General features: G+C 69.3%; 19 protein-coding genes and 1 pseudogene. 12 read left to right on the top strand and 8 right to left on the bottom strand.

All coding sequences use genetic code 11. From position 1 onward, the window contains the following. Nucleotides 1–1,011 (bottom strand): annotated as a pseudogene (locus AC0HS0_RS10800) (MGH1-like glycoside hydrolase domain-containing protein); the annotation flags it as partial. A gap of 164 nt (nt 1,012–1,175) precedes the next feature. Here AC0HS0_RS10800 and AC0HS0_RS10795 point away from each other — a divergent pair. Further along, nucleotides 1,176–2,462, top strand: coding sequence for a S53 family peptidase (locus tag AC0HS0_RS10795; protein WP_472963954.1), 1,287 nt, complete (start codon nt 1,176–1,178; stop codon nt 2,460–2,462). An 83-nt stretch (nt 2,463–2,545) separates the two neighbouring features. On the opposite strand, the gene AC0HS0_RS10790 is transcribed toward AC0HS0_RS10795, so the two are convergent. Both AC0HS0_RS10790 and AC0HS0_RS10785 read right to left on the bottom strand, forming a co-directional pair. After that, nucleotides 2,546–3,238, bottom strand: coding sequence for a FadR/GntR family transcriptional regulator (locus tag AC0HS0_RS10790; protein WP_472963953.1), 693 nt, complete (start codon nt 3,236–3,238; stop codon nt 2,546–2,548). Next, nucleotides 3,235–3,966 (bottom strand): SDR family oxidoreductase, encoded by a 732-nt coding sequence (locus AC0HS0_RS10785; RefSeq protein WP_472963952.1) that lies wholly within the window; start codon nt 3,964–3,966, stop codon nt 3,235–3,237. Before AC0HS0_RS10785 ends, AC0HS0_RS10790 begins: the two co-directional genes overlap by 4 nt. A 57-nt stretch (nt 3,967–4,023) precedes the next feature. Here AC0HS0_RS10785 and AC0HS0_RS10780 point away from each other — a divergent pair, with 57 nt between their 5' ends. Next, nucleotides 4,024–4,785 carry an SDR family NAD(P)-dependent oxidoreductase gene (locus AC0HS0_RS10780; protein WP_472963951.1) on the top strand — a complete coding sequence of 254 codons (762 nt, stop codon included), beginning with the start codon at nt 4,024–4,026 and terminating at the stop codon, nt 4,783–4,785. Between the two features lie 83 nt (nt 4,786–4,868). Here the strand turns inward: AC0HS0_RS10780 and AC0HS0_RS10775 are convergent, their stop codons facing one another. Continuing rightward, the gene (locus tag AC0HS0_RS10775; protein ID WP_472963950.1) at nt 4,869–7,070 is read right to left on the bottom strand and encodes a cytochrome P450; all 2,202 of its coding nucleotides are present in this window, start codon (nt 7,068–7,070) and stop codon (nt 4,869–4,871) included. Between the two features lie 225 nt (nt 7,071–7,295). Continuing rightward, nucleotides 7,296–8,087 (bottom strand): SDR family NAD(P)-dependent oxidoreductase, encoded by a 792-nt coding sequence (locus tag AC0HS0_RS10770; protein ID WP_472963949.1) that lies wholly within the window; start codon nt 8,085–8,087, stop codon nt 7,296–7,298. 162 nt (nt 8,088–8,249) lie between these two features. On the opposite strand from AC0HS0_RS10770, the gene AC0HS0_RS10765 reads away from it, so the two are divergent. From AC0HS0_RS10765 to AC0HS0_RS10735, 7 genes are read left to right on the top strand one after another with little or no spacing between them, the layout of a single operon-like run. Beyond that, on the top strand, nt 8,250–9,746 hold the full coding sequence (locus AC0HS0_RS10765; protein ID WP_472963947.1) for an MDR family MFS transporter: 1,497 nt from the start codon (nt 8,250–8,252) through the stop codon (nt 9,744–9,746). A gap of 30 nt (nt 9,747–9,776) precedes the next feature. Continuing rightward, a complete protein-coding gene (locus AC0HS0_RS10760) occupies nt 9,777–11,375 on the top strand; it encodes a GMC oxidoreductase (protein WP_472963945.1) in 1,599 nt (532 codons plus the stop codon). Between the two features lie 29 nt (nt 11,376–11,404). Further along, nucleotides 11,405–11,806 carry a C-glycoside deglycosidase beta subunit domain-containing protein gene (locus AC0HS0_RS10755; protein WP_472963943.1) on the top strand — a complete coding sequence of 134 codons (402 nt, stop codon included), beginning with the start codon at nt 11,405–11,407 and terminating at the stop codon, nt 11,804–11,806. Beyond that, nucleotides 11,803–12,741, top strand: coding sequence for a sugar phosphate isomerase/epimerase family protein (locus tag AC0HS0_RS10750; protein ID WP_472963941.1), 939 nt, complete (start codon nt 11,803–11,805; stop codon nt 12,739–12,741). Before AC0HS0_RS10755 ends, AC0HS0_RS10750 begins: the two co-directional genes overlap by 4 nt. A 2-nt stretch (nt 12,742–12,743) precedes the next feature. Beyond that, complete coding sequence (locus AC0HS0_RS10745) at nt 12,744–14,225, top strand: C-glycoside deglycosidase beta subunit domain-containing protein (RefSeq protein WP_472963939.1); 1,482 nt, start codon at nt 12,744–12,746, stop codon at nt 14,223–14,225. Between the two features lie 9 nt (nt 14,226–14,234). Beyond that, nucleotides 14,235–15,167 carry an alpha/beta hydrolase gene (locus tag AC0HS0_RS10740; protein ID WP_472963937.1) on the top strand — a complete coding sequence of 311 codons (933 nt, stop codon included), beginning with the start codon at nt 14,235–14,237 and terminating at the stop codon, nt 15,165–15,167. Continuing rightward, complete coding sequence (locus AC0HS0_RS10735) at nt 15,164–16,063, top strand: nucleoside hydrolase (RefSeq protein ID WP_472963936.1); 900 nt, start codon at nt 15,164–15,166, stop codon at nt 16,061–16,063. The genes AC0HS0_RS10740 and AC0HS0_RS10735 overlap by 4 nt, the downstream gene beginning before the upstream one ends. Nucleotides 16,064–16,111: 48 nt before the next feature. Here AC0HS0_RS10735 and AC0HS0_RS10730 read toward each other — a convergent pair whose 3' ends face one another. The 3 genes from AC0HS0_RS10730 to AC0HS0_RS10720 all read right to left on the bottom strand — a co-directional run bounded on the left by AC0HS0_RS10730 (nt 16,112) and on the right by AC0HS0_RS10720 (nt 18,897). After that, nucleotides 16,112–17,047 carry a LysR family transcriptional regulator gene (locus AC0HS0_RS10730; RefSeq protein WP_472963934.1) on the bottom strand — a complete coding sequence of 312 codons (936 nt, stop codon included), beginning with the start codon at nt 17,045–17,047 and terminating at the stop codon, nt 16,112–16,114. Between the two features lie 130 nt (nt 17,048–17,177). Beyond that, entirely contained in the window at nt 17,178–18,035 is an 858-nt protein-coding gene (locus AC0HS0_RS10725) for a hypothetical protein (RefSeq protein ID WP_472963932.1), read from the bottom strand. 7 nt (nt 18,036–18,042) lie between these two features. Then, nucleotides 18,043–18,897, bottom strand: coding sequence for a hypothetical protein (locus AC0HS0_RS10720; protein ID WP_472963931.1), 855 nt, complete (start codon nt 18,895–18,897; stop codon nt 18,043–18,045). A gap of 355 nt (nt 18,898–19,252) precedes the next feature. Here AC0HS0_RS10720 and AC0HS0_RS10715 point away from each other — a divergent pair, with 355 nt between their 5' ends. The 3 genes from AC0HS0_RS10715 (at nt 19,253) to AC0HS0_RS10705 (ending at nt 22,417) form a co-directional block, all read left to right on the top strand. Further along, a complete protein-coding gene (locus AC0HS0_RS10715; protein WP_472963929.1) occupies nt 19,253–20,545 on the top strand; it encodes an ABC transporter substrate-binding protein in 1,293 nt (430 codons plus the stop codon). Nucleotides 20,546–20,614: 69 nt separating this feature from the next. Then, entirely contained in the window at nt 20,615–21,571 is a 957-nt protein-coding gene (locus tag AC0HS0_RS10710) for a carbohydrate ABC transporter permease (protein WP_472963927.1), read from the top strand. Between the two features lie 3 nt (nt 21,572–21,574). Next, nucleotides 21,575–22,417 carry a carbohydrate ABC transporter permease gene (locus AC0HS0_RS10705; protein ID WP_472963925.1) on the top strand — a complete coding sequence of 281 codons (843 nt, stop codon included), beginning with the start codon at nt 21,575–21,577 and terminating at the stop codon, nt 22,415–22,417. The last annotated feature ends 3 nt before the right edge of the window (nt 22,418–22,420 follow it).

The raw sequence follows: 22,420 nt of genomic DNA, 5'->3' as shown, positions 1-22,420 counted from the left end.
GAAGCCGTCGCCGAGGTCCTGGGCGTCGAGAGGCGCGGGAGCGCCCGCGGTGCCGCTCAGCCGCACCCGGATCACGCGGCTCTCGCCCGGGCCGAGCTCGACCGCGTAGTGGAGGGCGGCCTTGGTGCCGGTCTGGGCCGGATTCACGGTCTCGGCGCCGCCGACGATGTGGTCGTCGATCCCGTCCTTCGGGTACGCGGGGGAGTCGTCGGCGCTCGCGCCGAACAGCCGCGCGGTGTTCGTCTCGTTGTCGCAGAACAGCGCCTCCGGCGCGCCCTCTCCGCGCAGGGCCAGCCCTCCGGACGGCCCGGCCCCGACGATGCGCTCGCCGTCGAGCCGCAGCGACGGCTTCTGCACGTCGTAGCCCCACGACCAGGTGTTGCGGAACCAGAGCGTCGGCAGCACGTGCAGCGTGGCGGTCTCCGGCCCGGCGTTCTCGACGGTGATGCGCATCAGGAGGTCGTGGGGGCCGTCCTTGGCGTAGTCGACCGTGACCACCCAGTAGCGGTCGTCGTCGAACGCGCCCGTGTCGACGAGCTCGTACTCGGGCTCGAGTCGGCCGCGGCCTGCGTTGGTGGCGATGAGGTCTGCGTACGGATACTCGGCCTGCGGATAGTGGTAGCGCCAGGTGTTCCAGCTGTGCGTGGGGGTGCCGTCGAGGTACCACCAGTACTCCTTGACGTCCTCCCCGTGGTTGCCCTGCGGGCCGGCGAGGCCGAACATCCGCTCCTTGAGGATCGGGTCGCGCCCGTTCCACAGCGACAGCCCGAGGCACCAGGTCTGTTTCACGTCGCAGAAGGCGGCCATGCCGTCCTCGTTCCAGCGGAACGCGCGGCTCCGGGCATGGTCGTGCGGGAAGAACTCCCACGCGTCGCCGTCGGCGCTGTAGTCCTCGCGGACGGTGCCCCAAGCGCGTTCGGCGACGTACGGGCCCCAGTCGCGCCAGGCCTCCGAGCCGGTCTCGGACTGAGTGATTCGACTGTTTTCGGCTTCATCCGAGACCTGCGCCATGCGCTCATTCTGACGGGTGCGCGGGCGGGATGCGAGGACCGCGGCGAGCGTCTCCGGCGGGCTGAACGGTCCTTCAGACTGCCGACTTCCGCTGCGGGATCGCTCCGGCGTACTGTTCCGCTCAGGCCGCCGCGACGAAGCGGTGGCGTGGCAGAAGGAGCACCATGAAATCCAGGTCGTTCGTCTCAGTCGCACTCGCCTTGGCCGGCGCCGCCACCCTCGCGGTCGCTGTCACGGCACCCGCATCCGCAGCCAGCCCCGACACCAGCGGGGTCTACACGGTGCATCCCATCCTCGAGAAGGCCACGCTGTCGGCGAAGGCGATCACACCGGCGCTGACGCCGGCCGAATGCCTGGCGCAGACGGCCGGACGCGTCGCGTGCCAGACGCCGCAGAGCATCCAGGCCGCCTACGACATCCCCGCCACGATCAACGGCGTCCCGGCCGGCACCGGTCAGACCGTCGTCATCGTCGACGCGTTCGGGAGCCCGACCGTGGCCTCCGACCTCGCGACGTTCTCGGCCGCGTTCGGCCTCCCCGCGCCTCAGCTGACGGTCTACTACCCGGGAGGCAAGCCGACCTGGAACGGTCGCGGCACACAGGCGGACTGGGCGGGCGAGACCTCCCTCGACGTGCAGTGGGCGCACGCCGTCGCGCCGGGAGCGAAGATCGCCCTGGTGATCGCGGCGAACGACCACGGCGCCACCATCGACAACGCGATCAAGTACGCGGTCGACAACAAGCTCGGCAACGTGCTCTCGATGAGCTTCGGCGAGTCGGACAACCTGATCTCTTCGGCGAACGCGAACAACGGCCAGGCCAACCAGGCCCGCAAGTCGTTCCAGAAGGCCGTCGGGCAGGGGATGTCGCTCTTCGCATCGTCGGGCGATGACGGCTCCGACAACGGCGCCGGCTTCGCGAACTTCGCGTTCCCGGCCTCCGAGCCGACGGTCACCGCGGTCGGCGGTACCGACCTGTGGGCCGGAAGCGGTCTGAACCAGCCGCGCGAGACCGTGTGGGGCGACTTCTCGAACTGCCCGCTGACCTGTGCGTTCGGCGTCGTCGGCGAGACCGGGGGCGCACCGAGCCTGTTCACGGCGAAGGGCGGTTCCGACGTGTCGTACAACGCCAGCGTCTACACCGGTATGCTGACGTACCTCGGCTACATGGACCCCGCCGATAACGGGTTCTACTTCGTCGGTGGCACCTCGGCCGGCTCCCCGCAGTGGGCGGCGATCACGGCCGACGCCATCCAGGCCGTCGGTCACACCGTCGGCACCGTCAGCCGGTACGCGCAGGGCTGGGCCTCGAAGGGCCTGCTCTACGACGTGACGGTCGGCGACAACACGACCCCGACGTTCAGCGGAGGCTTCTCCGCCACCGCCGGCTGGGACCGCCCGACCGGGTGGGGCACGCCGGACGTCAACGGGATCATCAACGCGCTGAAGTAGCAGCGCCATTTGCGCCGAATGGCGTCTCTCGCGGCTGAGAGACGACATTCGGCGCAAATCGCTTCGTGCTGGGGAGTCGCGGGCTAGGCACCGCGCACGATGCGGGACATGAGGTCGCCGGCCGCGGGCGCGTCGCGGCGGGCGATGGCCGCCGCGAGCTCGGCGTGCAGGCGCACGTCGGCCGGGGCGTCGCGCCAGCGGACCGGCGCGTGCGGCGTGCGTTCGCGCAGCGCCTCCCGCAGCACCGATTGGAGGCGGACGAACAGACGGTTGCGGCTCGCCGCGATCACGAGGCCGTGGAGCGCCTGATCGGCCTCGAAGAAGGCGGTCGCGTCACGGCGCGCGGCCGCGACCTCCAGATCGGCTGCGGCAGCGGCCAGAGCGGCCGCCTCCTCGTCGCTCCGGCGGGTCGCGGCGGAGCGGGCCGCCGCGGGTTCGACGGCGAGGCGCAGCTCGAGCAGCTCGGCGATATGGGCCTCCCGGTCGGCGGAGTCGAGCCGCCAGCGCACGACGTCGCCGTCGAGCGCGTCCCACTCGGTGCCCGCTGTCACGGTGAGTCCCACCCGCTGGCGAGCCACCAGGAGGCCGATCGAGACCAGCACGCGCGTCGCCTCGCGCACCACGCCGCGGGAGGCGCCGGTCTGCTCCATCGCCCACTCGACGGTGATGACGCGGCCCGGCGGGAGGTCGCCGGAGATCACCGCGCGGCCGAGCCGGTCGAGCACGCGCCGGTACGCGCGGCCGCCGTCGGTGGAGGCGCGTGCGGCAGCGCTCATAGCTGCGAAACCGGCGATACGACCACCTCGTCGAACCGCACGTGCGCGGGGGAGTCGAGCACGAACGCGATCGCTCGCGCCACCTCGTCCGCCTGGAGCATCGCCGCGCGCGCGTCGGGCCCCGGCACCTGCGGGCGCCGCTCGAGGAAATCGGTGTTCACATCGCCCGGGCAGAAGTGGCAGGACCGCACGCCGTGCGCGGCCTCCTGTGCGTTGAGGGTGCGGCTCAGCGCCGACAGCCCGGACTTGCTCGCGCTGTAGGCGACGCCCGCGATCGGGTTGAAGGCCCACGCCGCGTACGAGGAGACGAAGACGACCACTCCGCCGGCCTGCCGCAGGTGCGGCAGTGCCGCGGCGACCACGTGCGCCGGGCCCACCAGATTGGTGCGCACGATCTCGTCGAAGCTCGGGAGGTCCTGGTCGCTCCAGCGGCGCTCCGGCGCGTTGAGGCCGGCCGCGAGCACGAGTGCGTCGACGCGGCCCCAGGCGGCGTCGATGACCGAGAGCGCGGAGCGGATGTCGTCGTCGTTCGAGGCGTCGCCCGTCGCGACGAGGGCGTCGCCGCCGGCGGCGCGCACCGCCTCGGCCGTGGCCTCCAGTGCGGCCTCGCGACGCCCGGTGAGCGCCACGCGCCAGCCCAACCGCGCCGCCTCGACGGCGGTCGCGCGGCCCATGCCCGAGCCCGCCCCCGTGATCCAGGCCACCCGGCGCTCATCGTGCGAAACCATCGCGAACCTCCCGCTTCTCGCTACGCTGTCGCCAATAGTATGACTTTTGGAGGTCACATGCTCATCGACTTCGCCGGCCAGGTGGTCGTCGTCAGCGGCGGAGGCCGCGGCATCGGGCGCGGGATCGTAGAGCGGTTCGTCGCCGAGAACGCCACCGTGGTCGCGCTCGATCTGGCGTTCGGCGACGAGCTGCCCGGCGTCCGAAGCCTTTCCTGCGACGTCACGGACATCGCGTCCGTCCAGGCCGCGATCGCGGCCGTCGAGGCCGAGTTCGGCCGCATCGACGTGCTCGTGAACAACGCGGGCATCAACGTCGAGGGGGAGGTCGAGGCGCTCGCCCCCGAGCGCTGGCGCGCCGCCTTCGACGTCAACGTCTTCGGGGTCTTCGCGCTGTCGCAGGCCGTGATCCCCTCGATGAAGCGGGTCGGGCGCGGCCGCATCATCAACGCCGCCTCGTTCGCGGCGGTCGTCCCGAGCGTGGGAGCGGCGGCCTACGGAGCCTCCAAGGCTGCCGTCGTGCAGTTCACGCGCGTGCTCGCATCGGAACTCGGCCCGTGGAACATCACCGTCAACGCGTACGCGCCCGGCATGATCCCGACCGCGATGAACGGCTTCGCCGACCTCCCGGAGGCACGCCAGGAGCGCCTCCTCGACACCCTGTCGCTGCGGCGCTGGGAGCGGCCGGAGGACGTCGCCGACCTGGTCTGCTTCCTCGCGAGCGACTATGCCGGTTACATCACCGGCACGCTCGTCGACGTCTCGGGCGGCAAGTTCGCGACGCAGATCCCGAGCGTCGCGTACGAGCGCGCCGGGCTCTGACGACACCGGCGTGCTCCCGGGACATTTGCGGCAAATGTCGTCATTGAGCGGCTCAGAGACGACATTTGGGGCAAATCTGTGGGTCAGAGGTCGAGCACGAGCCGCTCGCCGACGCATCGGGAGACGCAGGTCATCATCGTGTCGCCGGCGAGCCGTTCCTCCAGGCCGAGCACCGAGTCGCGATGCTCGGGAGTCCCTGCCAGCACGCGCACCTCGCAGGTGCCGCAGGTGCCCTCCCGGCAGGTCGAGAGCACGTTCGCGCCCGCGCGGTTGACGGCATCGAGCGCGGACTCGTCGGCCGCGACACGCACGGTGGTCCCGGTGCGGCGCAGCTCGATGTCGAAGGGGCGATTCGGGAGAGCCGACACAGCCCGGGGCGCGAAGCGCTCGGCCACGACGCTGTCGGCCCGGCCTGCCCGGCGTGCCGACTCCTCGACGGCGAGCAGCAGCTCCTCGGGTCCGCACGCGTAGACCAGGCCACCCGCGGGGAGGCGCTTCCACAGATCATCGACGTCGTAGCGTCCGCGCTCGCCGCTGGGCCACAGGTAGACGTTCGAGCCGTAGCGCTCTTCGAGGTCGTCCGCGTAGGCCATCGTCTCGCGCGAGCGCCCGAGGTACAGCAGCCGCCACGGGGTGCCGGCCGTCTCGGCCTCCGCGACCATCGGCAGCAGCGGCGTGACGCCGATGCCACCGGCGAGGAACAGCGAGAACGGTGCCGGCCGCGGCGCGAAGTGGTTGCGCGGGCCGCGGATCCGCAGCCGGTCGCCGACCGCGACCTGTTCGTGCGCCGCCACGGAACCGCCGCGTCCGGCGGCCTCCCGCAGGATTGCCACCCGGTACCCGGCCTCCCCGGGCTCTCCCGCGAGCGAGTACTGACGCACGAGGCCGTTCGGCAGTTCCAGGTCGATGTGCGCTCCGGGCCGCCATGACGGGAGGCTGCCGCCGTCGGCGACGAGGGTGAGCTCGACGACGCCGGGGACCACCTCGCGGCGGTCGCTCACCCTCACGGGCAGCGACTCCGGAGCCGCTGCGCCTGCGGCCACGGCGCTCCGGCGCGCGGGCGCCGGCGTCGGCGTCCACGCCAGCGGTAGCGAGACGAGCCCGCGCCCCTCGGAGACGACCGTGTGCCGCAGCTCCGGCTCCGGCACGGCGAGCCGGAGGTCGGGGAGGCGCTCATGGAGCACGCCGAGCTCCACACGCAGCAGCAGCCGCGCGAGCGGCGCGCCGAGGCAGGCGTGGACGCCCTGCCCGAACCCGAGGTGCGGCGACTCCCAGGTGCGGTCGACGTCGATCCGGGTGGGCTCGTCGAAGCGGCCGGGGTCGCGGGAGCCGGCGGCGTACGCGAGGAAGACCTCCTCGCCGGCGCGCAGCGGCACGCCGCCCAGGCGCGTGTCGCGCGTCACGAGCCGCTTCATACCTGTGATGGCGGACTCGAACCGGAAGATCTCCTCCAATGCCTGCGCTCGCGACGAGTCGTCGCGTTGCACCCGGTCGTACAGCTCGGCGTCGGCCAAGAAGTGGGAGAGCGCGATGCAGATCAGGTTCGACGACGTCTCGTGCCCCGCCAGCATCAGCCCCGGGAACATCGAGAGCATCTCGAAGTCGGTCAGCTGCACAGCGCCGCTGTCGCGCTGCTCCCAGATGTGGCTGATGAGGTCGTCGCGGCGGTCGTGGCGGCGCTGCTCCATGAGCTCGCGGAGGTGATCGTGGAGGTCGAGCAGCTTGGCCGCCTTCTCGTCGGGCGTACCCGGGTGGTAGATGTCGCGAGGGCCCAGGAAGAAGCCGAGCGCCTCGCCGACCCAGTCCGCGCGCTCGGGGTCGAGGCCGACGATGCGGCTGACGACCCGTAGCGGCAACGGGAGGGCGAACACGGTCTTGAGGTCGGCCTCCCCGCGCTCGGCGAAGCCGTCGACGAGCCGGTGCGCCTCCTCGCGGATCCAGGGCTCGAACCGGGCGAGCCTCCTGGGCATGAAGAAGGTGTTGACGCTCGACCTCAGCCGGTCGTGGTCGGGGTTGTCGATGCCGAGCAGCGTGCCGCGGCTGGGAACGCATCCCTCGAACTGTTCGCGCCACGGCGACGGGACGGTGCCGACCGTCGGCTGCGACGAGAACGTCACGGGGTCGTGGAGGGCGGCGACGATGTCGTCGTAGCCGGTGAAGACGCGGGCCCCACCGAAAGTCTCGGAGGGCGGCGCCCCGCCTGCGCGCCGCGTCGCCTCGAGGTCGGCGAAGAGCCGCTCGGGATCGCTGAAGGGGCACGCCGACGGCGTGGTGGAGATGGTCATTCTCGGCTCCGGAAATGGGCCGCGACCCCGCTGGAGGCATGCACAAGCGGGACGCGTGAGTCCTCGTGCTCGCCCGGCGCGCTGGAGGCGCCGAGGGGGATTATTCGCTGCCGGCCGTGATGCCGGGCGCCCTCACCCCGCCTGTGTAGTCGATGACCTTACTCACTCGGGCGCACTTCTGTCAACAATCGACGAAAGCGCCGCGCCTTCGGCGGGAGGGCGGCGCTAGTCGGCGACGAGGGTGCCGCCGTCGATGACGATGTTCTGGCCGGAGACGAAGGCGCCGGCGGGGCTCGCCAGCCAGACCACGGCGCCGGCGACCTCCCGCACGGTGCCGAAACGGCCGAGCGGGGTGACCGCGCGGCGGGCCTCCGCCAGCGCCTCGTCGCCCGTGATCGGGCGCGCGAACTCGGTGTCGATCACACCGGGCGAGATCGCGTTGGCGCGGATACCCTGCCCTCCCCACTGGATCGCCAGGTTGCGGGCGACCTGCGCGTTCGCCGCCTTCGTGACGCCGTAGCCCGACAGCACCCGGTTGCCGCGGAGGCCGGCGATGCTCGACAGGATCAGGAACGCACCGCCGCCTCCGGACGCCATGACCGGCAGGGACTCGTCGGCCAGGGCCAGGACCGACCGAACGTGGAGGTCGAACATCCTCGTGAGAGCATCCGGAGTCGTGCGGCCGCCGGGAGAGTCGAGCGCCGCGCCGGCGTTGCAGAGCACGGTGTCGATGCGGCCCCAGCGGTCGACGGCGGCGCCGACGATGCCGGAGGCCGCCGTCGCGTCGGTCACATCGCACTCGAACGCCGCGGCCGCGATGCCGAGGTCTGCCAGGCGTTCGGCGGCCGCTGTCGTCGCCGCACCGGGGAGGCCGACGACGAGCACACGCGCGCCGGCCGCGCCGAGCGCCTCGGCGGCCGCGGCGCCGATGCCGGAGGCTGCTCCGGTCACGACGGCCACCTGGCCGTCGCACGAGAACAGGTATTCGGGGGCCAGCGGTGATGACGGGGTCGACATGGTGCCCAATCTAGTAACAGATCCATCCACTTAGGTTGAAAAACAACCTAAGAACGTCATAGACTAACTATGACGTCGGGGCCTTGCGCCCGTTCCTCACCGTGACGTTGCGGCGAGGGCACAAACCGTCGCGTCGATCACCCGATCGTTCGGGTCTCGCGTATGCCGCTCTCGCCACTGAGGTTCCGCCTCCTCGTCACCTCCCTCCTCGTCGTGTCGTTCCTCGGCGCGCTCGACAACACCGTCGTCAGCACCGCGATCGCGACGGTCGCCGGCCAGCTCGGAGCGCTCGAGCACATGAGCTGGATCGTCGTGGGCTACACGCTCGCCAGCACGGTCCTGCTGCCCGTGCTCGGCAAGCTCGGCGACCGGATCGGCCCGCGCTCGGTGTTCCTGGCCTCCGTCGTCGTGTTCATCGTCACGTCGATCGCGTGCGGCTTCGCGAACGGGATCGTCTGGCTGATCGTCGCCCGCGTAGTACAGGGGATGAGCTCGGCCGGCCTCCAGCTGATGTCGCAGACGATCATCGCCGAGGCGACGACCCCACGGCAGCGGCCGAAGTTCATGGCGATCATCGGCGCGGCCTTCCCTGTGGCGATCCTGATCGGGCCGGTGCTCGGCGGCGTCATCACCGACTACTGGGGCTGGCCGTGGGTCTTCTGGATCAACGCTCCGGTCGGGCTCGTCGCGCTCACGCTCGCGATCGTCGCCGTGCCGCACATCGAGCCGGGCCGGTCCGGGAGGTTCGACGTCGCCGGCGCCATAGCGCTCACGATCGGGCTGGTCGCCCTCGTGCTGGCGGTGACCTGGATCGGCGACCGCACGCAGACCCTCGCCACCATCGTCGCGTTCGCCGTCGCCGCCATCGCGTTCGTCGTCTTCTTCGTCGTCGAACTGCGGGTCGACGAGCCGCTCGTGCCGCTCGGCCACTTCCGCGACCGCACAGTCGCCACCGGAACCGTGATCTCCGCGATCGTCGGCATCGGCCTGTTCTCGATCACCTCCTACCTGCCCACCTACTTCCAGATGGCGTACCGCACGAGCGCGACGGTCTCCGGGCTGGTGCCGATCGCGACGGTGTTCGGGATGCTGGTCAGCAACCTCGCCACCGGCTGGCTGGTGAGCCGCACCGGCCACTACCGCGTCTACCCGCTGGTCGGCACCGCGCTCGGCGCCGCCGGACTCGGCGCCATGGCCCTGCTGCCGCTCGGCGCGCCGCTCTGGGCTCCCACCATCGCGATGGCGGTCGTCGGCCTCGGGACGGGCGCCTTCATGAGCCTGATCGTCGCGGTCGTGCAGAGCGCGGTGCCGCGCTCGGAGACCGGCGCGATCACCGCGAGCGTCAATCTCGTCCGCCAGGTCGGGGCGACGGTCGCCACGGCGCTCGTCGGCGGCGTCATCGGCGCGACCGTCGTCGCGCTGTTGCCCGCCGGGCTCGACCCGGCGACACTCACCCCGGCCCTCGTCCACGCTCAGAGCGCTGCCGCGCAGCAGCAGATCGCCCAGGTCTATCAGGGCGTCTTCGTCCCGATCTTCGTAGCTCTCGCGGCGACCTACCTCGTCGGGGTGGTCGCGTCGATCCTGCTGCCGAACAGCCGACTGTCCGACGATCCCGTCCCGCTCCGCGAGGCCGCGACCGAGTCCATCCCCGCCGCCTGAGCACTGAGCTCCGACCCACAGGAGAGCACCATGAACACCACTCGGACCATCGCCGTCGTCGGCAGCGGGCCCATCGGCTCCGCCTACGCCCGCCTCTTGCTGGAGGCGGTGCCCGACGCGCGCGTCGTCCTGTTCGAGGCCGGCCCTCAACTGACCGCCATCGCCGGCGAGAACGTCCGCAACATCCCCGACCCGGAGGAGAAGGAGCGGGCGCGCGAGCGGTCGCAGGGCCCGCAGGCCGGAGCGTTCCGCGAGTCGCTGGGCATCCCGTCCGCGGTGGTCGTGGAGGGCATGTTCACCGCCCGCGGCGGCACGCACCTGCTCGACTTCGGCGGCGACGGCTCCGCGCACACGCCGACCTTCCCGGCCGCCGCGGCCTCCACCAACGTCGGCGGCATGGGCGCGCACTGGACCTGCGCGACGCCGAGCCCGTCGTTCAGCGAGCGCATCCCGTTCATCGCCGACGCCGAGTGGGAGGAGCTGGTCGCCGAGGCGTCCCGGCTGCTGCACGTGCAGACGGCCGCGTTCGCCGACTCCGAGATCGGGTCGGCCATCCGGTCGCTGCTCGCCGAGGAGTTCGCGGACGAGCTGCCCGAGGGCTTCGGCCCCGGCACGCTGCCGGTGTCGGGCGACCCCCAGACCGACGGCACCATGCGCTGGGCGGGCGCCGACGTCGTGCTCGGGCCGTTGCTCGACCCCGAGAACGCGCTCGCCGAGCGCTTCGAGCTGCGCGACCTCTCCCTCGTCCGCCACATCGACCACACCGACGGCCGGGTCACCGGGGTCACGGTCGAGGACCTCCGCAGTCACGAGGTCTACACGGTGGAGGCCGACCTCGTCGTCGTCGCCGCCGACGCGTTCCGCTCTCCTCAGTTGCTGTGGGCGTCGGGCATCCGCCCACGGGCCCTCGGCCACTACCTCACCGAGCACCCGGTGGTGATCTCGACCGTCGCCCTCGACGCCGCGAGCATGAGCCGGTTCGCCACCGAGGAGGAGCTCGATCAGGAGCTCGCCCGCCGTGCGACGAACCCGGCCGACCCGGTCGCAGCCGTCAACCGCATCCCGTTCTCGGAGCCCGACCACCCGTTCTCGCTGCAGGTGATGTACGCGGAGAACCCGCCATTCCAGCTCGATCCGGGGCACCCGGCTGCCGGCAACCGGTGGGGCTACGTCAACATGGGCTACGGGATGCGCAAGCAGCCGCGCTTCGACGACGCCGTCACCTTCGACGACGACGAACTCGACTACCGCGGCTTCCCCAACCTCACCATCACCTACGCGCTCACCGACGGCGAGCAGGCCGAGATCGCGGAGGGCACGGAGCGCTTGCGCCGGGCCGGGAACGCGCTCGGCACGTTCGTCGCCGAGCCGCGGCTGCTGCCGAACGGCTCCAGCCTCCACTACCAGGGCACCATGCGGCTCGGCCCGGACGACGACGGCACCTCGGTGGCAGACCCCTACTCGCGCGTGTGGGGCTACGAGAACCTCGTCGTCGGCGGCAACGCGCTCATCCCGACCGCCACCACGATGAATCCCACGCTGATGAGCGTCGCGATCGCCGTGCGCGGCGCGCGCGAGGCGGCACGGCGACTGACCGCTGTGCCCGAGGCTGCCACCCGAACGAACTGACCGCCGAACGAACTGAAAGGAAGGACGACATGCTCGAAGAACAGCTGATCCAGGCTGCCGGGTTCCGCAACGTCGGATCGGACGACGACCCCACGGGGTTCCAGCTGCGCGTCCGGAGCCCGTACTACCGCGGGCTCTGGGGCAACCTGATCGAGAAACCGACGGTGACCGTCGACGGCGAGGAGTTCGGCGGAGACGACATCGTCTGGACCCTTCCGACGGGAGAGTACAAGTTCGACGAGCTGCAGCGGTCGCCCGACGCCCGCTGGCCGATGGACGCGCCGGCCGTGCTCACGGTGCCCAAGCCCGGCGGGCTCGCCCGCGGCATCCACGACGTGACTCTCGAGCTGCGCCTGCGCATGTCGTACATCCCCGAAGAGCTCCAGCCCTCGATCTGGACCACGAGCCGGAAGGCGGTGATCGTCCGATGAACGCGCTTCCGTTCGGCCTGGGCGTCTCTCTGTACAGCTACACCGAAGACATCGGCGTCACGATGACGGTCGAGGACTGCATCGAGGATGTCGCGGACCTCGGCGCGACCGGGCTCGAGATCCTCGGCGAGGGCCACATCGCGGACTACCCGAACCCCTCCACCGCGTGGATCGACGCCTGGTTCGCCCGCAACGAGCGTCTCGGCCTCACCCCGACCCTGTACGGCTCGTGGATCGACACCCGCCGGTTCCCGGGCCGCACGATGACCGCGGCGGAGGGAGCCGCCCAGCTCGAGCTCGACCTGCGGCTGGCCGGACGGCTCGGCTTCTCGTTCGTGCGGCCGAAGATCGGCGTGATCTCCGGCGACCTCCGGGTCGACCCGATCTGGCAGGAGGCCGTCGAGCGCAACCTCGAGCTCGCGGAAGAGCTCGGCATCGTCATCTGCCCCGAGATCCACTGGCCGACAGTCATCAAGTCCCCGGTGGTCGAGGAGTACCTGGAGTTCAAGGAGCGCACCGGCACCTCGCAGTTCGGCCTGCTGATCGACACCGGCGTCTTCGACGTGCAGCGCTATCAGCGGCGCGGCGGAAGCGCCGCCTTCCGCATGGGCGACGGGGGAGCGATGCCGCCCGACGTGCCCTTCGTGCCGGTGTCCGACCTGGCCGACGTGATGGAGCACACCGTGTACTTCCAGGCCAAGTTCTACGAGGTGGACGACGACCTCGTCGACCACTACATCCCCTGGCGGGAGATCATCGACGTCGTCGTCGACTCCGGCTACACCGGCTGGCTGTCGAGCGAGTACGAGGGCCACCACGAGCCTTACCGTGCATCCGACCAGCTGCGCCGGCAGCACGCCCTCATCCGAACCATCGCCGCCGAGCGCGCGGCCGCCTCCGCCTCCACACCGGCGGCGCTCGCAGACAGGAACTGACCATGCCCAACGGACTCATCGACGACGCGAGCCTCCGCGTCCACCCGGAGGGCTTCGCCCTCGCCCTCACCATCCCCTGGTACCGCAGCCTGTGGCTGTCGTCGGTCACGACGTTCCGGCTGACGTTCGACGGCGTAGAGGTGCCGGAGGAGGACCTCGCGTTCGAGCTCGACGGGGTGCGCTACCGCATCGCCGACCTCCCGCAGCAGAGCGACGTGCTCTGGTACCTGCAGTCGCATCCGTTGCTGATCGTGCGGCGCGACCCGGCCGTCGAGCCGGGCGAGACGCACGAGGTCGAGCTGCACGGCGAGCTGCGGCTTCCGTACATGCAGATCAAGCCGGGGGAGGACGGCGGCCCCGGCCTGTACGTCCCGAACGTCGTGCACCAGCGGCTGACTCTCACCGCGACCGACCACGACGCCCCGCCGCCCGCGCTCGTCACCGATGTGTCGCCGGCGCCGGAGGCGACCGACGCGGACCCATTCAAGCTCGGCCTCACGCTGTACTCGGCCAGCGCGGAGTTCCGCGCAGGCTGGTTCGACTTCGACGGCCTCCTCGACCGGGTGGCCGAGCTCGGCATCGGCCCGGGCATCGAGATCGTCGCCTCGCAGGTGCTGCCGACCTACCCGGTCGTGTCCGACGAGTTCGTCGCGACCTGGAGGGAGGCCTTCGACCGGCACGGGTTCGACGCCAGCTCGTTCGGGGCCAACCTCGACATGGGCAAGCGACGCGACCGCGACATGACGCCCGACGAGGAGTTCGAGGTCAGCGAGCTGCTGTTCCGCGGCGCCGCGAAGCTCGGCTTCCCGCTGGTGCGCATCCAGTCGGCCAAGCCGGAGCTGCTGCGTCGCCTGCTGCCCGTCGCCGAAGACCTCGACCTCAAGCTCGCGTACGAGATCCACGCGCCGATGGGACCGAACGCACCCGAGATCCTGAAGGTGCGCGACGTCTACGCCGAGCTCGACTCGCCGCTGCTCGGCTTCGTCGCCGACTTCTCGTCGACGATGCACAGCATGTCGCCGACGCTGCTGCGCGCCGTTCGCCGCGCCGGGCTGGGCGACGAGGAGGTGCAGCGCCTGCAGGAGATCTGGGCCACGGATGCGTCGATGCGCGACCGCCAGCAGGAGTTCATCGGCTATCTGGACAGCCGCGGCTTCGACCCGGGCCGGCTCGGCTCGTTCGCGCACCTGGCCTTCAACATGCACGGCCACGTCGACCCGCGCGAGTGGGCGGACATCATGCCGCAGATCCAGCACGTGCACGCCAAGTTCTACGACATCGACGAGCACGGCCAGGAGCCCGCGATCGACTACCCGGAGCTCGTGCGGGTGTTCGTCGAAGGCGGCTACCGCGGCTACTGGTCGAGCGAGTGGGAGGGTCACGCGTTCGCCGAACTGGGGGAGGTCGACCCGCTCCTGCTCGTGCGCAAGCAGCACGACCTCATCCGGGCGAGCATGCGCTCGCTGACGACAGCCGGGCGGTAGGGTGCGCGCATGACAACCGAGAACGCGGCGACGGACACCGAGTTCGACATCCGCACCCTGCCCCTGCCGGAGGCGCTGGCCTGGCTGCGCGAGCACGGCGAGCCGGCCGATCCGCGGCCCGGCATCGACACCGTGTCGCTGCGGCGGCGGTTCCCGCGCCTGGCGCACGTGCGCACGCGCGACCTGGTCGTGGAGGCGCCGAGCGGCCCCCAGCCCGCCCGGCTCTACCGCGACGACACGGTCGCGCACGCCGGCGCCGCGCTGGTGTGGGTGCACGGCGGCGCGTTCATCGGCGGGTACCTCGACATGCCGGAGTCGAACTGGGTGGCGCTGGAGCTCGCCGCGCGCGGCATCCCCGTGCTCGCGGTCGACTACGTCAAGTGCCTCGGCGATGTGCACTTCCCTGCGCCGTCGGACGACGTGCTCGCCGCGTGGAGGTTCGCCCGCGCGAACAGCGCGGAGCTGCTGGGCGTCGAGCCCGACGCCCTGCTGCTCGGCGGCGCGAGCGCGGGAGGCAACCTGACCGCGGGCGCCGTGGCGCGGCTCCGCGACGCGGGGGAGGCGGTGCCGGCCGGCCTGGTGCTGGTGTACCCGGCGCTCGACCCGGACGGCGCGCACCCGGGCACGACGCCGGACCCGCAGTCGCCGTTCGCGCAGCTGTCGCTGAACTTCGCCGGGTCGGCCGCCGCCCTGCATGATCCGCACGCGTTCCCGGGGCTGGGCTCGGTGGGCGGCTTCCCGCCGACCCTCGTGGTCGTGTGCGAGCAGGACGCCCTACGGCCGTCAGGGGACGCGTTCGCCGCCCGGCTGACGGCGGCCGGGCGCGACGGCAGCCTCCATGTCGAGCCGGATGCCGACCACGCCCACATCAACGAGCCGTCGCACCCCGGCGCCGCGCGCACGCTGGCCGCGGTCGTCGATTGGATCGGCGAACGCTGGTGAGCTTCCGCCGCATCCCGGTCACTCCGCAGCTGCGCGTGATCGTCGACAACGACTTCGCGGGCGACCCCGACGGACTCGTCGCGCTCGCGCACCACCTGCTCGCCGATGCCGCGGTGATCACGGGCATCACGTGCACCTCGATCGCGATGGACGACCTCCCGTACGAGGTCGGCCATCCCGCCAAGGCGGTGGCCGAGGAGCTCATCGCCCGCCTCGGGCACAGCCCCGCGCCGCCTGTGGCGGAGGATGTGCAGGTCGGGTTCGCAGAGCTCGACGGCCCGACGCCCGGCGCGCTCCTCATGCTCGAGGAGTCACGCCGCGACGACCCGCTGCCCCTGGTGATCGCCTGCGGCGGACCGCTCACCAATGTCGCGTCGGCGCTACGCGAGGACCCGACGCTCGCCGACCGCGCCGAGCTGATCTGGATCGGCGGAGGCGTCCATCCGGATGGCGCGTGGGAGTACAACCTCGCCCTCGACATCCCGGCCGCGCAGGTCGTGTTCAACGAGAGCCGGATGCCGATCGCGCAGGTTCCGCAGCACGTCTACCGGCAGTGCGCGATGTCGGTGGCCGAGCTGGAGGTAGGGCTGCGGGCGGCGGGGGAGTTCGGCGAGTGGCTCTACGACCGCTTCACGTCGCCTCCCGACTTCATCCGCATCGGCGGCAACTGGCCGATGGGCGACAGCCCGCCGGTGCTGTTCACGGCGATCACCACCGAGTCGAGTGCGTCGCGCATCGTCGACGCTCCCTGGATCGACGACGCGGGCGGCTACGCCGCGCATCCCGCCCCGCGGCCGCTGACGCTCTACGACACCGTCGACACGCGCGTCCTCTTCGCCGACTTCTGGGCGCGCCTCGCCCTCCACACCGGCCGAGGGGCACGTAAACGCCCCTAAGACCGCGTTTTGGGGGCGTTTACGTGCCCCTCGGCGGGAGGGCGCGGCTCAGGTGTGCTCGCCTGCGGCCACGATGCGGCCCGCCTCCTCGAAGAGGCTGCGCATCCAGGTGTGCTCCGGGTCGTGCGTGTGCACCGGGTGCCACCACAGCGCGTTGACGATCGGCGTCGGCGCGAACGGGAGGCCGACCACGCGCACCGCGCCGGCGCGCTGGGCGAGCGGCACCAGCGCACGATGGATGATGCCCACGCGGCGGGTGTCCGCGATGAAGTGCGGGATGGCCAGGAAGCTCTCGACCACGACCTCCACGTTGGGCTCGATGCCGAGCTGCTGCACCTGGCGCTCGGCGGAGGTGAAGGCCGAGCGCGACTGGTAGTTCATCACCCAGGGCAGCTTCGACATCTCTTCGCGCGACAGGGCGTCGCCGACCTCGTCGTTGTCCTCCGCGACGATCGCGACCCAGTCGTCCTGCCAGAGATCGACGAACGGCAGCTCGGTGAGGAAGCCGTGCGGGATGACCATCCCGTCCACGGAGCGCAGCCGGTTGGTCGCGTCCTCGACGACGGTCGGGTTGTGCAGCATGAAGCGGAAATGCACGCCCGGAGCCTGCGCGGCGGCCAGCTCGGAGACGACCCGGCCGATTGTCGTGAAGCCGTAGTCGGAGCCGTAGATCGCGAACTGACGCACCGACTCCGAGGGGTCCCAGGTCGCCTGGCTCTCGAACACCCGGCGGGCGGCCTCCAGGGCGATCGTGGTGTGGTCGGCCAGCCGCAGCGCCAGCGGCGTCAGCTCGTAGGTGTTGCCGCGGCGGGCAAGGATCGGGTCGCCGAAATGGATGCGCAGCCGCGAGAGCGAGGCGCTCAGAGCCGGCTGGCTGAGCCGCAGGCGCTCGGCCGCGCGGGTCACGCTGCGCTCGGTGAGCAGGGCGTCCAGCGCGATCAGGAGGTTCAGATCGAGCCGCGACATCAGCGGATAATCGGTCACGACGATGTGATCCTCTCCTACGCGGGCCGGGCGATTTCACTATAAGTTATCGTCGCGCTGGCGGAAGGGCTCGTGGTTTCGCGCGAGTGCGATCGCAGCACCCACAAGGATCGCGTGGCGCGAGAAGCCGCTAGAGCTTTCCGATCCGTAGGTCGTCATGTAGCCAATCCTTCACGCGGTCGCGCACGGTGGATTCGTCTTCCAGGTTCACTGACTTGTAAATCATGCCGATGAAGTCGGTAGGCATCTTGTCAACCGAGCCATCCTTCAACAAGGCACATCGGCGACCGGTCATAATCATCGCCCCAACTTCAATCAGCAGATTGTGGTTGAGGCCACGATCCATGCGGTCCTCGAAGAAGCCGATCCCATAGCGACAGCCCCACATGTGGGCGGTGACATTCGACCAAAGATCATCAGTCATTGCCCGATCGGACGCCAGATGAAATTCGAGGCCGAACTCCTCACAGACTTCTTTCGCGACGGCGAGTGCTCGCCCGACCGGATCTTTCGTCCCGGCCTTTGCGTCCGGAAATCGTGTCATTCCGAAGACGTTCGTATCAAAGGGGTGATCGTCTAAGAAGCCACGAAGCGGTTGAACGAGAGCGGGCGGAGCCAACGTAAAGGGCACGAGCGAGAGCTCCGTCTGACCGAGCACGGGTGCATTGTTGGATGCGCCCTCGGCGATCAGCGCGACCATGTCCATCCCGGATACCAGCTCCGCAACCTTCGCTCTACCGTTGGGCGTGACTTTGTAGGTCGCTCTAGCAGGGAGTGCCGTCAAGTACTTCTTTGTCTTCAGTGCCGAAAACACGTTCGCGATCTTGGCCGGTGCGGGCAATGCGAAGTCATGGAACAATGCGGTCACCGCTGCCGGGGAAGTGGTTGCCGCGTCTGAGCGGTCCGCCGAGAGCAGCGCCAGAACAAGCGCCTGCATGTTGAGGTCTAGCCCCTGGACGCGAAGCGCCACCGGATCGGTCGATGTCATCGCAGGCCTATGCCTCCGCGCTGGTGCCGAGCGCTGCGAGATAGGCGACGCCGCCGTCGGTCACCTTGATGGTGTCGTCCTGCGTGGACCGCACGGCGTATCCCTGCATCTTGGCGGATCGGAAGGCACCTCCGATCTGGCCGTTCGGAATTCCTGTTCCAATGCGATCTGAGATGTATTCGACTTCTTTATTAGTCAGACCGGTTCGTGAGTGCTTGTCACGCATATAGATGACAACCCACAGCAGCCGATCCTTCGCCGTCTTCATCTTCGAGTAGTTCGGGAATCCGTCCATGGTGGGGTGGAATTCTGCGACGTCGGCCAAGGAGTCTGGAAGGTTGGATTTTCCACCTGCTTTGCCGCCATTCTTCTTTGCAACTCGACTCGAGGGCTTGGGAAACGCGAATCCTCCATCGAGGATGCCAGCCACCTTGTTGGTGAGGTAGTACTCACCAGCATCGCCCTCAGCGATCCAGCCCGACGAAATCGCCAGGCTCAAGTCACGCGAGAAGTTCGCCGGGGCCGTCTCGCGTGCACGCCGGAACTGCGTCTTCACGTCCTCAACCTTGAATGTCTCGCCTCCATCCTGCAGAACGTACGCACCCAGAGCGACGATCTTCTCCGGGTTCTTCTTGGCTCCGGAGATGTCGAGCGCATCGCGGGCGTTCTCAACCCCGTTCGACTTCGCCTGCTTCGGCGTGCCAAGAGTCGGTGGCTGCTGAGCGGAGCCAGCCACACCAGTATTGGTGCCGCCTTCTTCGGCATTGAGATAAGCAATGATCTGGGCCGCCTGAGCGATCGTAATTTCGTCGGAATAGGCCACCTTGCCGGTGATCTCTATTTTCGTAGGAATGTCAGTCATTCCTACAGTGTATCACTTGGCACTACTTTGGGTACCAAAGTAGTACATCGGAACATGTTACTACATAGTCGATCCGGGGCGACATACCCCGAAAGGTGCATGGCCAGTTACTGCCTTCCATGCTTACGATCGTGGATTCTTCGTTATCGCGACGCTTGCCAGCTCACCAATCGGTGCTGCCAGCTCGTTCTTGGCGGCCCGTATCGATCGCGTATCGACCCAGCTTATGTCTGGGATAAGCAGAACTACCGTTGTTTATCTGCTTTACCGCTGCGACACTCGAAACTGCCCCCAGGAGGACGGCGACACAGCCGCCGCTCTCACCGACAACGAAGTCCCAGAAGAGGTCATCCCGATGAAGCACACACGCAGGAGCCGCACTGCTCGGCTTGCCTGGCTCGCCATCCCCGTCGCAACGGGCCTCCTGCTCGCAGGCTGCTCCAGCAGCGGATCCAGCGGCGGCAAGGAGCCGCAGACCATCACCTTCGCCTACGGCGCGACGAACGACCAGGACAAGGCGGCCTACGACAGCCTGGCCAAGTCGTTCGAGGCCGCCAACAAGGGCGTCACCGTGACGACCCAGAACCTCCCCGTGCAGAGCTACCCGACGACGATCGCCACCCGCGTGCAGGGCGGCAACGCACCCGACACGTTCTACGCGGAGGGCGGCACCGGCCAGTCCAACTCGATCCTCCCGTGGGCCAAGTCCGGCCTCGTGCTGCCGCTCGACGACGCGTCGATCAAGTCGAACATCCCGGACTCCGCCAAGAGCCTCTACACCTACAACGGCAAGATCTACGGGGTCCCGCTCGGCACCCAGCTCAACGGCGTCATCTACAACGACGAGCTCGCCCAGTCGATCGGCGTGAAGATCGACGCGACGACCAGCCTCGACGACATCATCGCCCAGTGCGGCAAGGCCCGCGCGGCGGGCAAGACGGTCTACGGCCTGGCCGGATCGACCTACCAGAACAACGGCATCCTCGCCGTCGCGCTCGCCACCTCCACGGTCTACGGCCCGGACAAGGACTGGAACACCAAGCGCGCCCAGAACAAGGTCACGTTCGCCGGCACCAAGGGCTGGACGACCGCGCTCGAGTCGATCAAGAAGATGTACGACGCGGGCTGCTTCCAGGACGGCGCGACCAGCGCCGGCTTCGACGCCCTGACCAACGGCGCGTCCTCCGGCAAGATCCTCGGCTTCTTCGCCCCGAGCGCCGCCGCGCAGCAGATCATGCAGGCGGCCGGCGGTCACGTGAAGCTCGTCGCCCTCCCGGTCGGAGCCCCGGACGGCACCAAGACCTACCTGTCGCTGAGCGCCGACCAGGGAGTCACCGCCAGCGCCAAGACCAAGAGCCCGAAGCTCGCGACGCAGTTCCTGAGCTACATCGTGTCGGACAAGGGCCAGGAGGAGTACTCCAAGCAGGTGGGCACCATCCCGGTGAACGTCAGCAGCGACTCCACCCTGCTGCCGCAGTACGCCGGCATCAAGGACGAGATCGCCAAGAACGACACCCGCGGCTACGCGCCGACCGAGTGGCCGAACGCCAAGGTCTACACCGACCTCGGCAACGGCGTCCAGGGCATCCTGACCGGTCAGATGACCGTCAAGCAGGTGCTCCAGCAGTTGGACACCGACTGGGGTTGATCCGGAGACCCGGGCGGCCGGCTCTCTCGGAGGGCCGGCCGCCCGAACCCGGTTGAAAGGAACGAATCGATGACGACGCAGTCAGAGGTGCGGACGATGAGCACGAAGACCCAGACCGAAGCCCCGGTGGCGGCGCCCGAGCGCGCCCCCCGCACCAGGCCCTATCGGGTGAAGCTCGGCAGCTGGTGGTGGGCACTCCCCGCTCTGGTGCTGATGCTGATCGTGATCTACGCCACCACCATCGCCGGAGGGTTCTTCGCCTTCACGAACTGGTCGGGGCTCGGAGCTTTCGACTTCGTCGGCCTCCAGAACTTCGTCAAGATCTTCCAGACCCCCGAGCTGATCGGGTCGCTCTGGAACACGCTGCTCCTGGCGTTCGGCTTCCTGGTCTTCACGAACATCTTCGGGCTGCTCTTCGGCCTGGCGCTCAACCGCACGCTCAAGTCGCGCTACGTGCTCCGCACCCTGATCTTCATGCCGGTGGTCGTCAGCCCGATCGCCGTCTCGTACATCTGGAAATTCATCTTCGACTACAACGGTCCGCTCAATCAGGCGATGACCGCCGTCGGCCTCCCCAAGCAGAACTGGCTCGCCAGCCCGTCGCTCGCCATCTGGTGCGTGCTGATCGTGATGGTCTGGCAGAACATCGGGTTCGTCATGGTGATCTACCTGGCCGGCCTCGCGACCGTGCCGATCGAGATGGAGGAGGCGGCCGCGCTCGACGGCGCCAGCACCTTCAAGCGGTTCCGCTACGTGGTCCTCCCGCAGATCCAGCCGTCGGTCGCCATCGCGACGACGTTGACGCTCATCCAAGGACTGAGAGTGTTCGACCAGGTCGTCGCGCTGACGGGTGGGGGCCCGGCCGGCGCCACTCAGACCCTGGCGCTGGAGGTCTACCAGACGGCGTTCACGTATCAGCAGTTCGGATTCGGTGCGGCGCTCGCGCTGATCCTGAGCCTGCTCATCCTGGTCTTCTCCCTCGCGCAGCAGTACGCGACGCGCGATCGCTCGCTCAAGGAGGCGTGAGCCATGTTCCGCTACACCAAGAAGACCCTCGCGATCGAGATCATCGTGCTGATCGCCGCGGCGATCATGCTGCTGCCGTTCTGGATCCTGCTGGTCGGATCGCTGAAGACACTGCCCGACATCCTGAGCTCGGCCGCGGTCGCGCCGCCGACGAGCCCCACCTTCGACAACTTCATCCAGCTGCTCTCACCGGCGTCCGCGTCGTCGGGCAACATCTGGGCGGGCCTCGCGTCGAGCGTGATCATCACGACGGGCAGCATCCTGCTGCTGGTGGGTCTCGGCTCGGTCGCCGCCTACGGCATCGCCCGCTCGACGAGCAAGTGGAGCCGCCGGTCGTTCTACCTGTTCCTCGTCGCGATCATCCTGCCGACCCAGCTGGGCACGCTGCCGCTCTACATCGGCGCGCGCGACGTCGGCCTGGTCGGCAACCCCTGGGGCATGATCCTCATCTACACGGGGATGCTGCTGCCGCTGTCGGTGTTCCTCTACGCCAACTTCTTCCGCAACCTGACGCCCGAGTACGAGGAGGCCGCCGTGATCGACGGCGCGAACCGCTACCAGGTGTTCTGGAGGGTCGTCTTCCCGTTGATGTCGCCGGCGACCGGCACAGTGGCGATCCTCGCCGGGCTGATCGTCTGGAACGACTTCTTCACGTCGCTGATCTTCCTGAACGGCACGCCCTGGCAGACCCTGCCGGTCGTCATGTACAGCTACGTCGGCTCGCTGGTCTCGCAGTGGAATCTGATCTTCGCGGTCGTCATCGTGTCGATGATCCCGATCCTCGCGTTCTACGCCTTCGCGCAGAAGAAGTTCATCCAGGGCTACGCCGGCGGGCTCAAGGGCTGATCC

It is taken from the genome of Leifsonia sp. PARNA 1/14, from assembly GCF_055720965.1.
This window is presented reverse-complemented; position numbering and strand designations above follow the sequence as displayed.

Bases quoted from the DNA above. Each gene is read 5' to 3' on its own strand.
- AC0HS0_RS10705 (WP_472963925.1), top strand. From the start codon at position 21,575: ATGTTCCGCTACACCAAGAAGACCCTCGCGATCGAGATCATCGTGCTG.
- AC0HS0_RS10740 (WP_472963937.1), top strand. From the start codon at position 14,235: ATGACAACCGAGAACGCGGCGACGGACACCGAGTTCGACATCCGCACC.
- AC0HS0_RS10750 (WP_472963941.1), top strand. From the start codon at position 11,803: ATGAACGCGCTTCCGTTCGGCCTGGGCGTCTCTCTGTACAGCTACACC.
- AC0HS0_RS10760 (WP_472963945.1), top strand. From the start codon at position 9,777: ATGAACACCACTCGGACCATCGCCGTCGTCGGCAGCGGGCCCATCGGC.
- AC0HS0_RS10790 (WP_472963953.1), bottom strand. From the start codon at position 3,238: ATGAGCGCTGCCGCACGCGCCTCCACCGACGGCGGCCGCGCGTACCGG.
- AC0HS0_RS10745 (WP_472963939.1), top strand. From the start codon at position 12,744: ATGCCCAACGGACTCATCGACGACGCGAGCCTCCGCGTCCACCCGGAG.
- AC0HS0_RS10780 (WP_472963951.1), top strand. From the start codon at position 4,024: ATGCTCATCGACTTCGCCGGCCAGGTGGTCGTCGTCAGCGGCGGAGGC.
- AC0HS0_RS10775 (WP_472963950.1), bottom strand. From the start codon at position 7,070: ATGACCATCTCCACCACGCCGTCGGCGTGCCCCTTCAGCGATCCCGAG.
- AC0HS0_RS10720 (WP_472963931.1), bottom strand. From the start codon at position 18,897: ATGACTGACATTCCTACGAAAATAGAGATCACCGGCAAGGTGGCCTAT.
- AC0HS0_RS10770 (WP_472963949.1), bottom strand. From the start codon at position 8,087: ATGTCGACCCCGTCATCACCGCTGGCCCCCGAATACCTGTTCTCGTGC.
- AC0HS0_RS10725 (WP_472963932.1), bottom strand. From the start codon at position 18,035: ATGACATCGACCGATCCGGTGGCGCTTCGCGTCCAGGGGCTAGACCTC.
- AC0HS0_RS10755 (WP_472963943.1), top strand. From the start codon at position 11,405: ATGCTCGAAGAACAGCTGATCCAGGCTGCCGGGTTCCGCAACGTCGGA.
- AC0HS0_RS10710 (WP_472963927.1), top strand. From the start codon at position 20,615: ATGACGACGCAGTCAGAGGTGCGGACGATGAGCACGAAGACCCAGACC.
- AC0HS0_RS10795 (WP_472963954.1), top strand. From the start codon at position 1,176: ATGAAATCCAGGTCGTTCGTCTCAGTCGCACTCGCCTTGGCCGGCGCC.
- AC0HS0_RS10715 (WP_472963929.1), top strand. From the start codon at position 19,253: ATGAAGCACACACGCAGGAGCCGCACTGCTCGGCTTGCCTGGCTCGCC.
- AC0HS0_RS10765 (WP_472963947.1), top strand. From the start codon at position 8,250: ATGCCGCTCTCGCCACTGAGGTTCCGCCTCCTCGTCACCTCCCTCCTC.
- AC0HS0_RS10785 (WP_472963952.1), bottom strand. From the start codon at position 3,966: ATGGTTTCGCACGATGAGCGCCGGGTGGCCTGGATCACGGGGGCGGGC.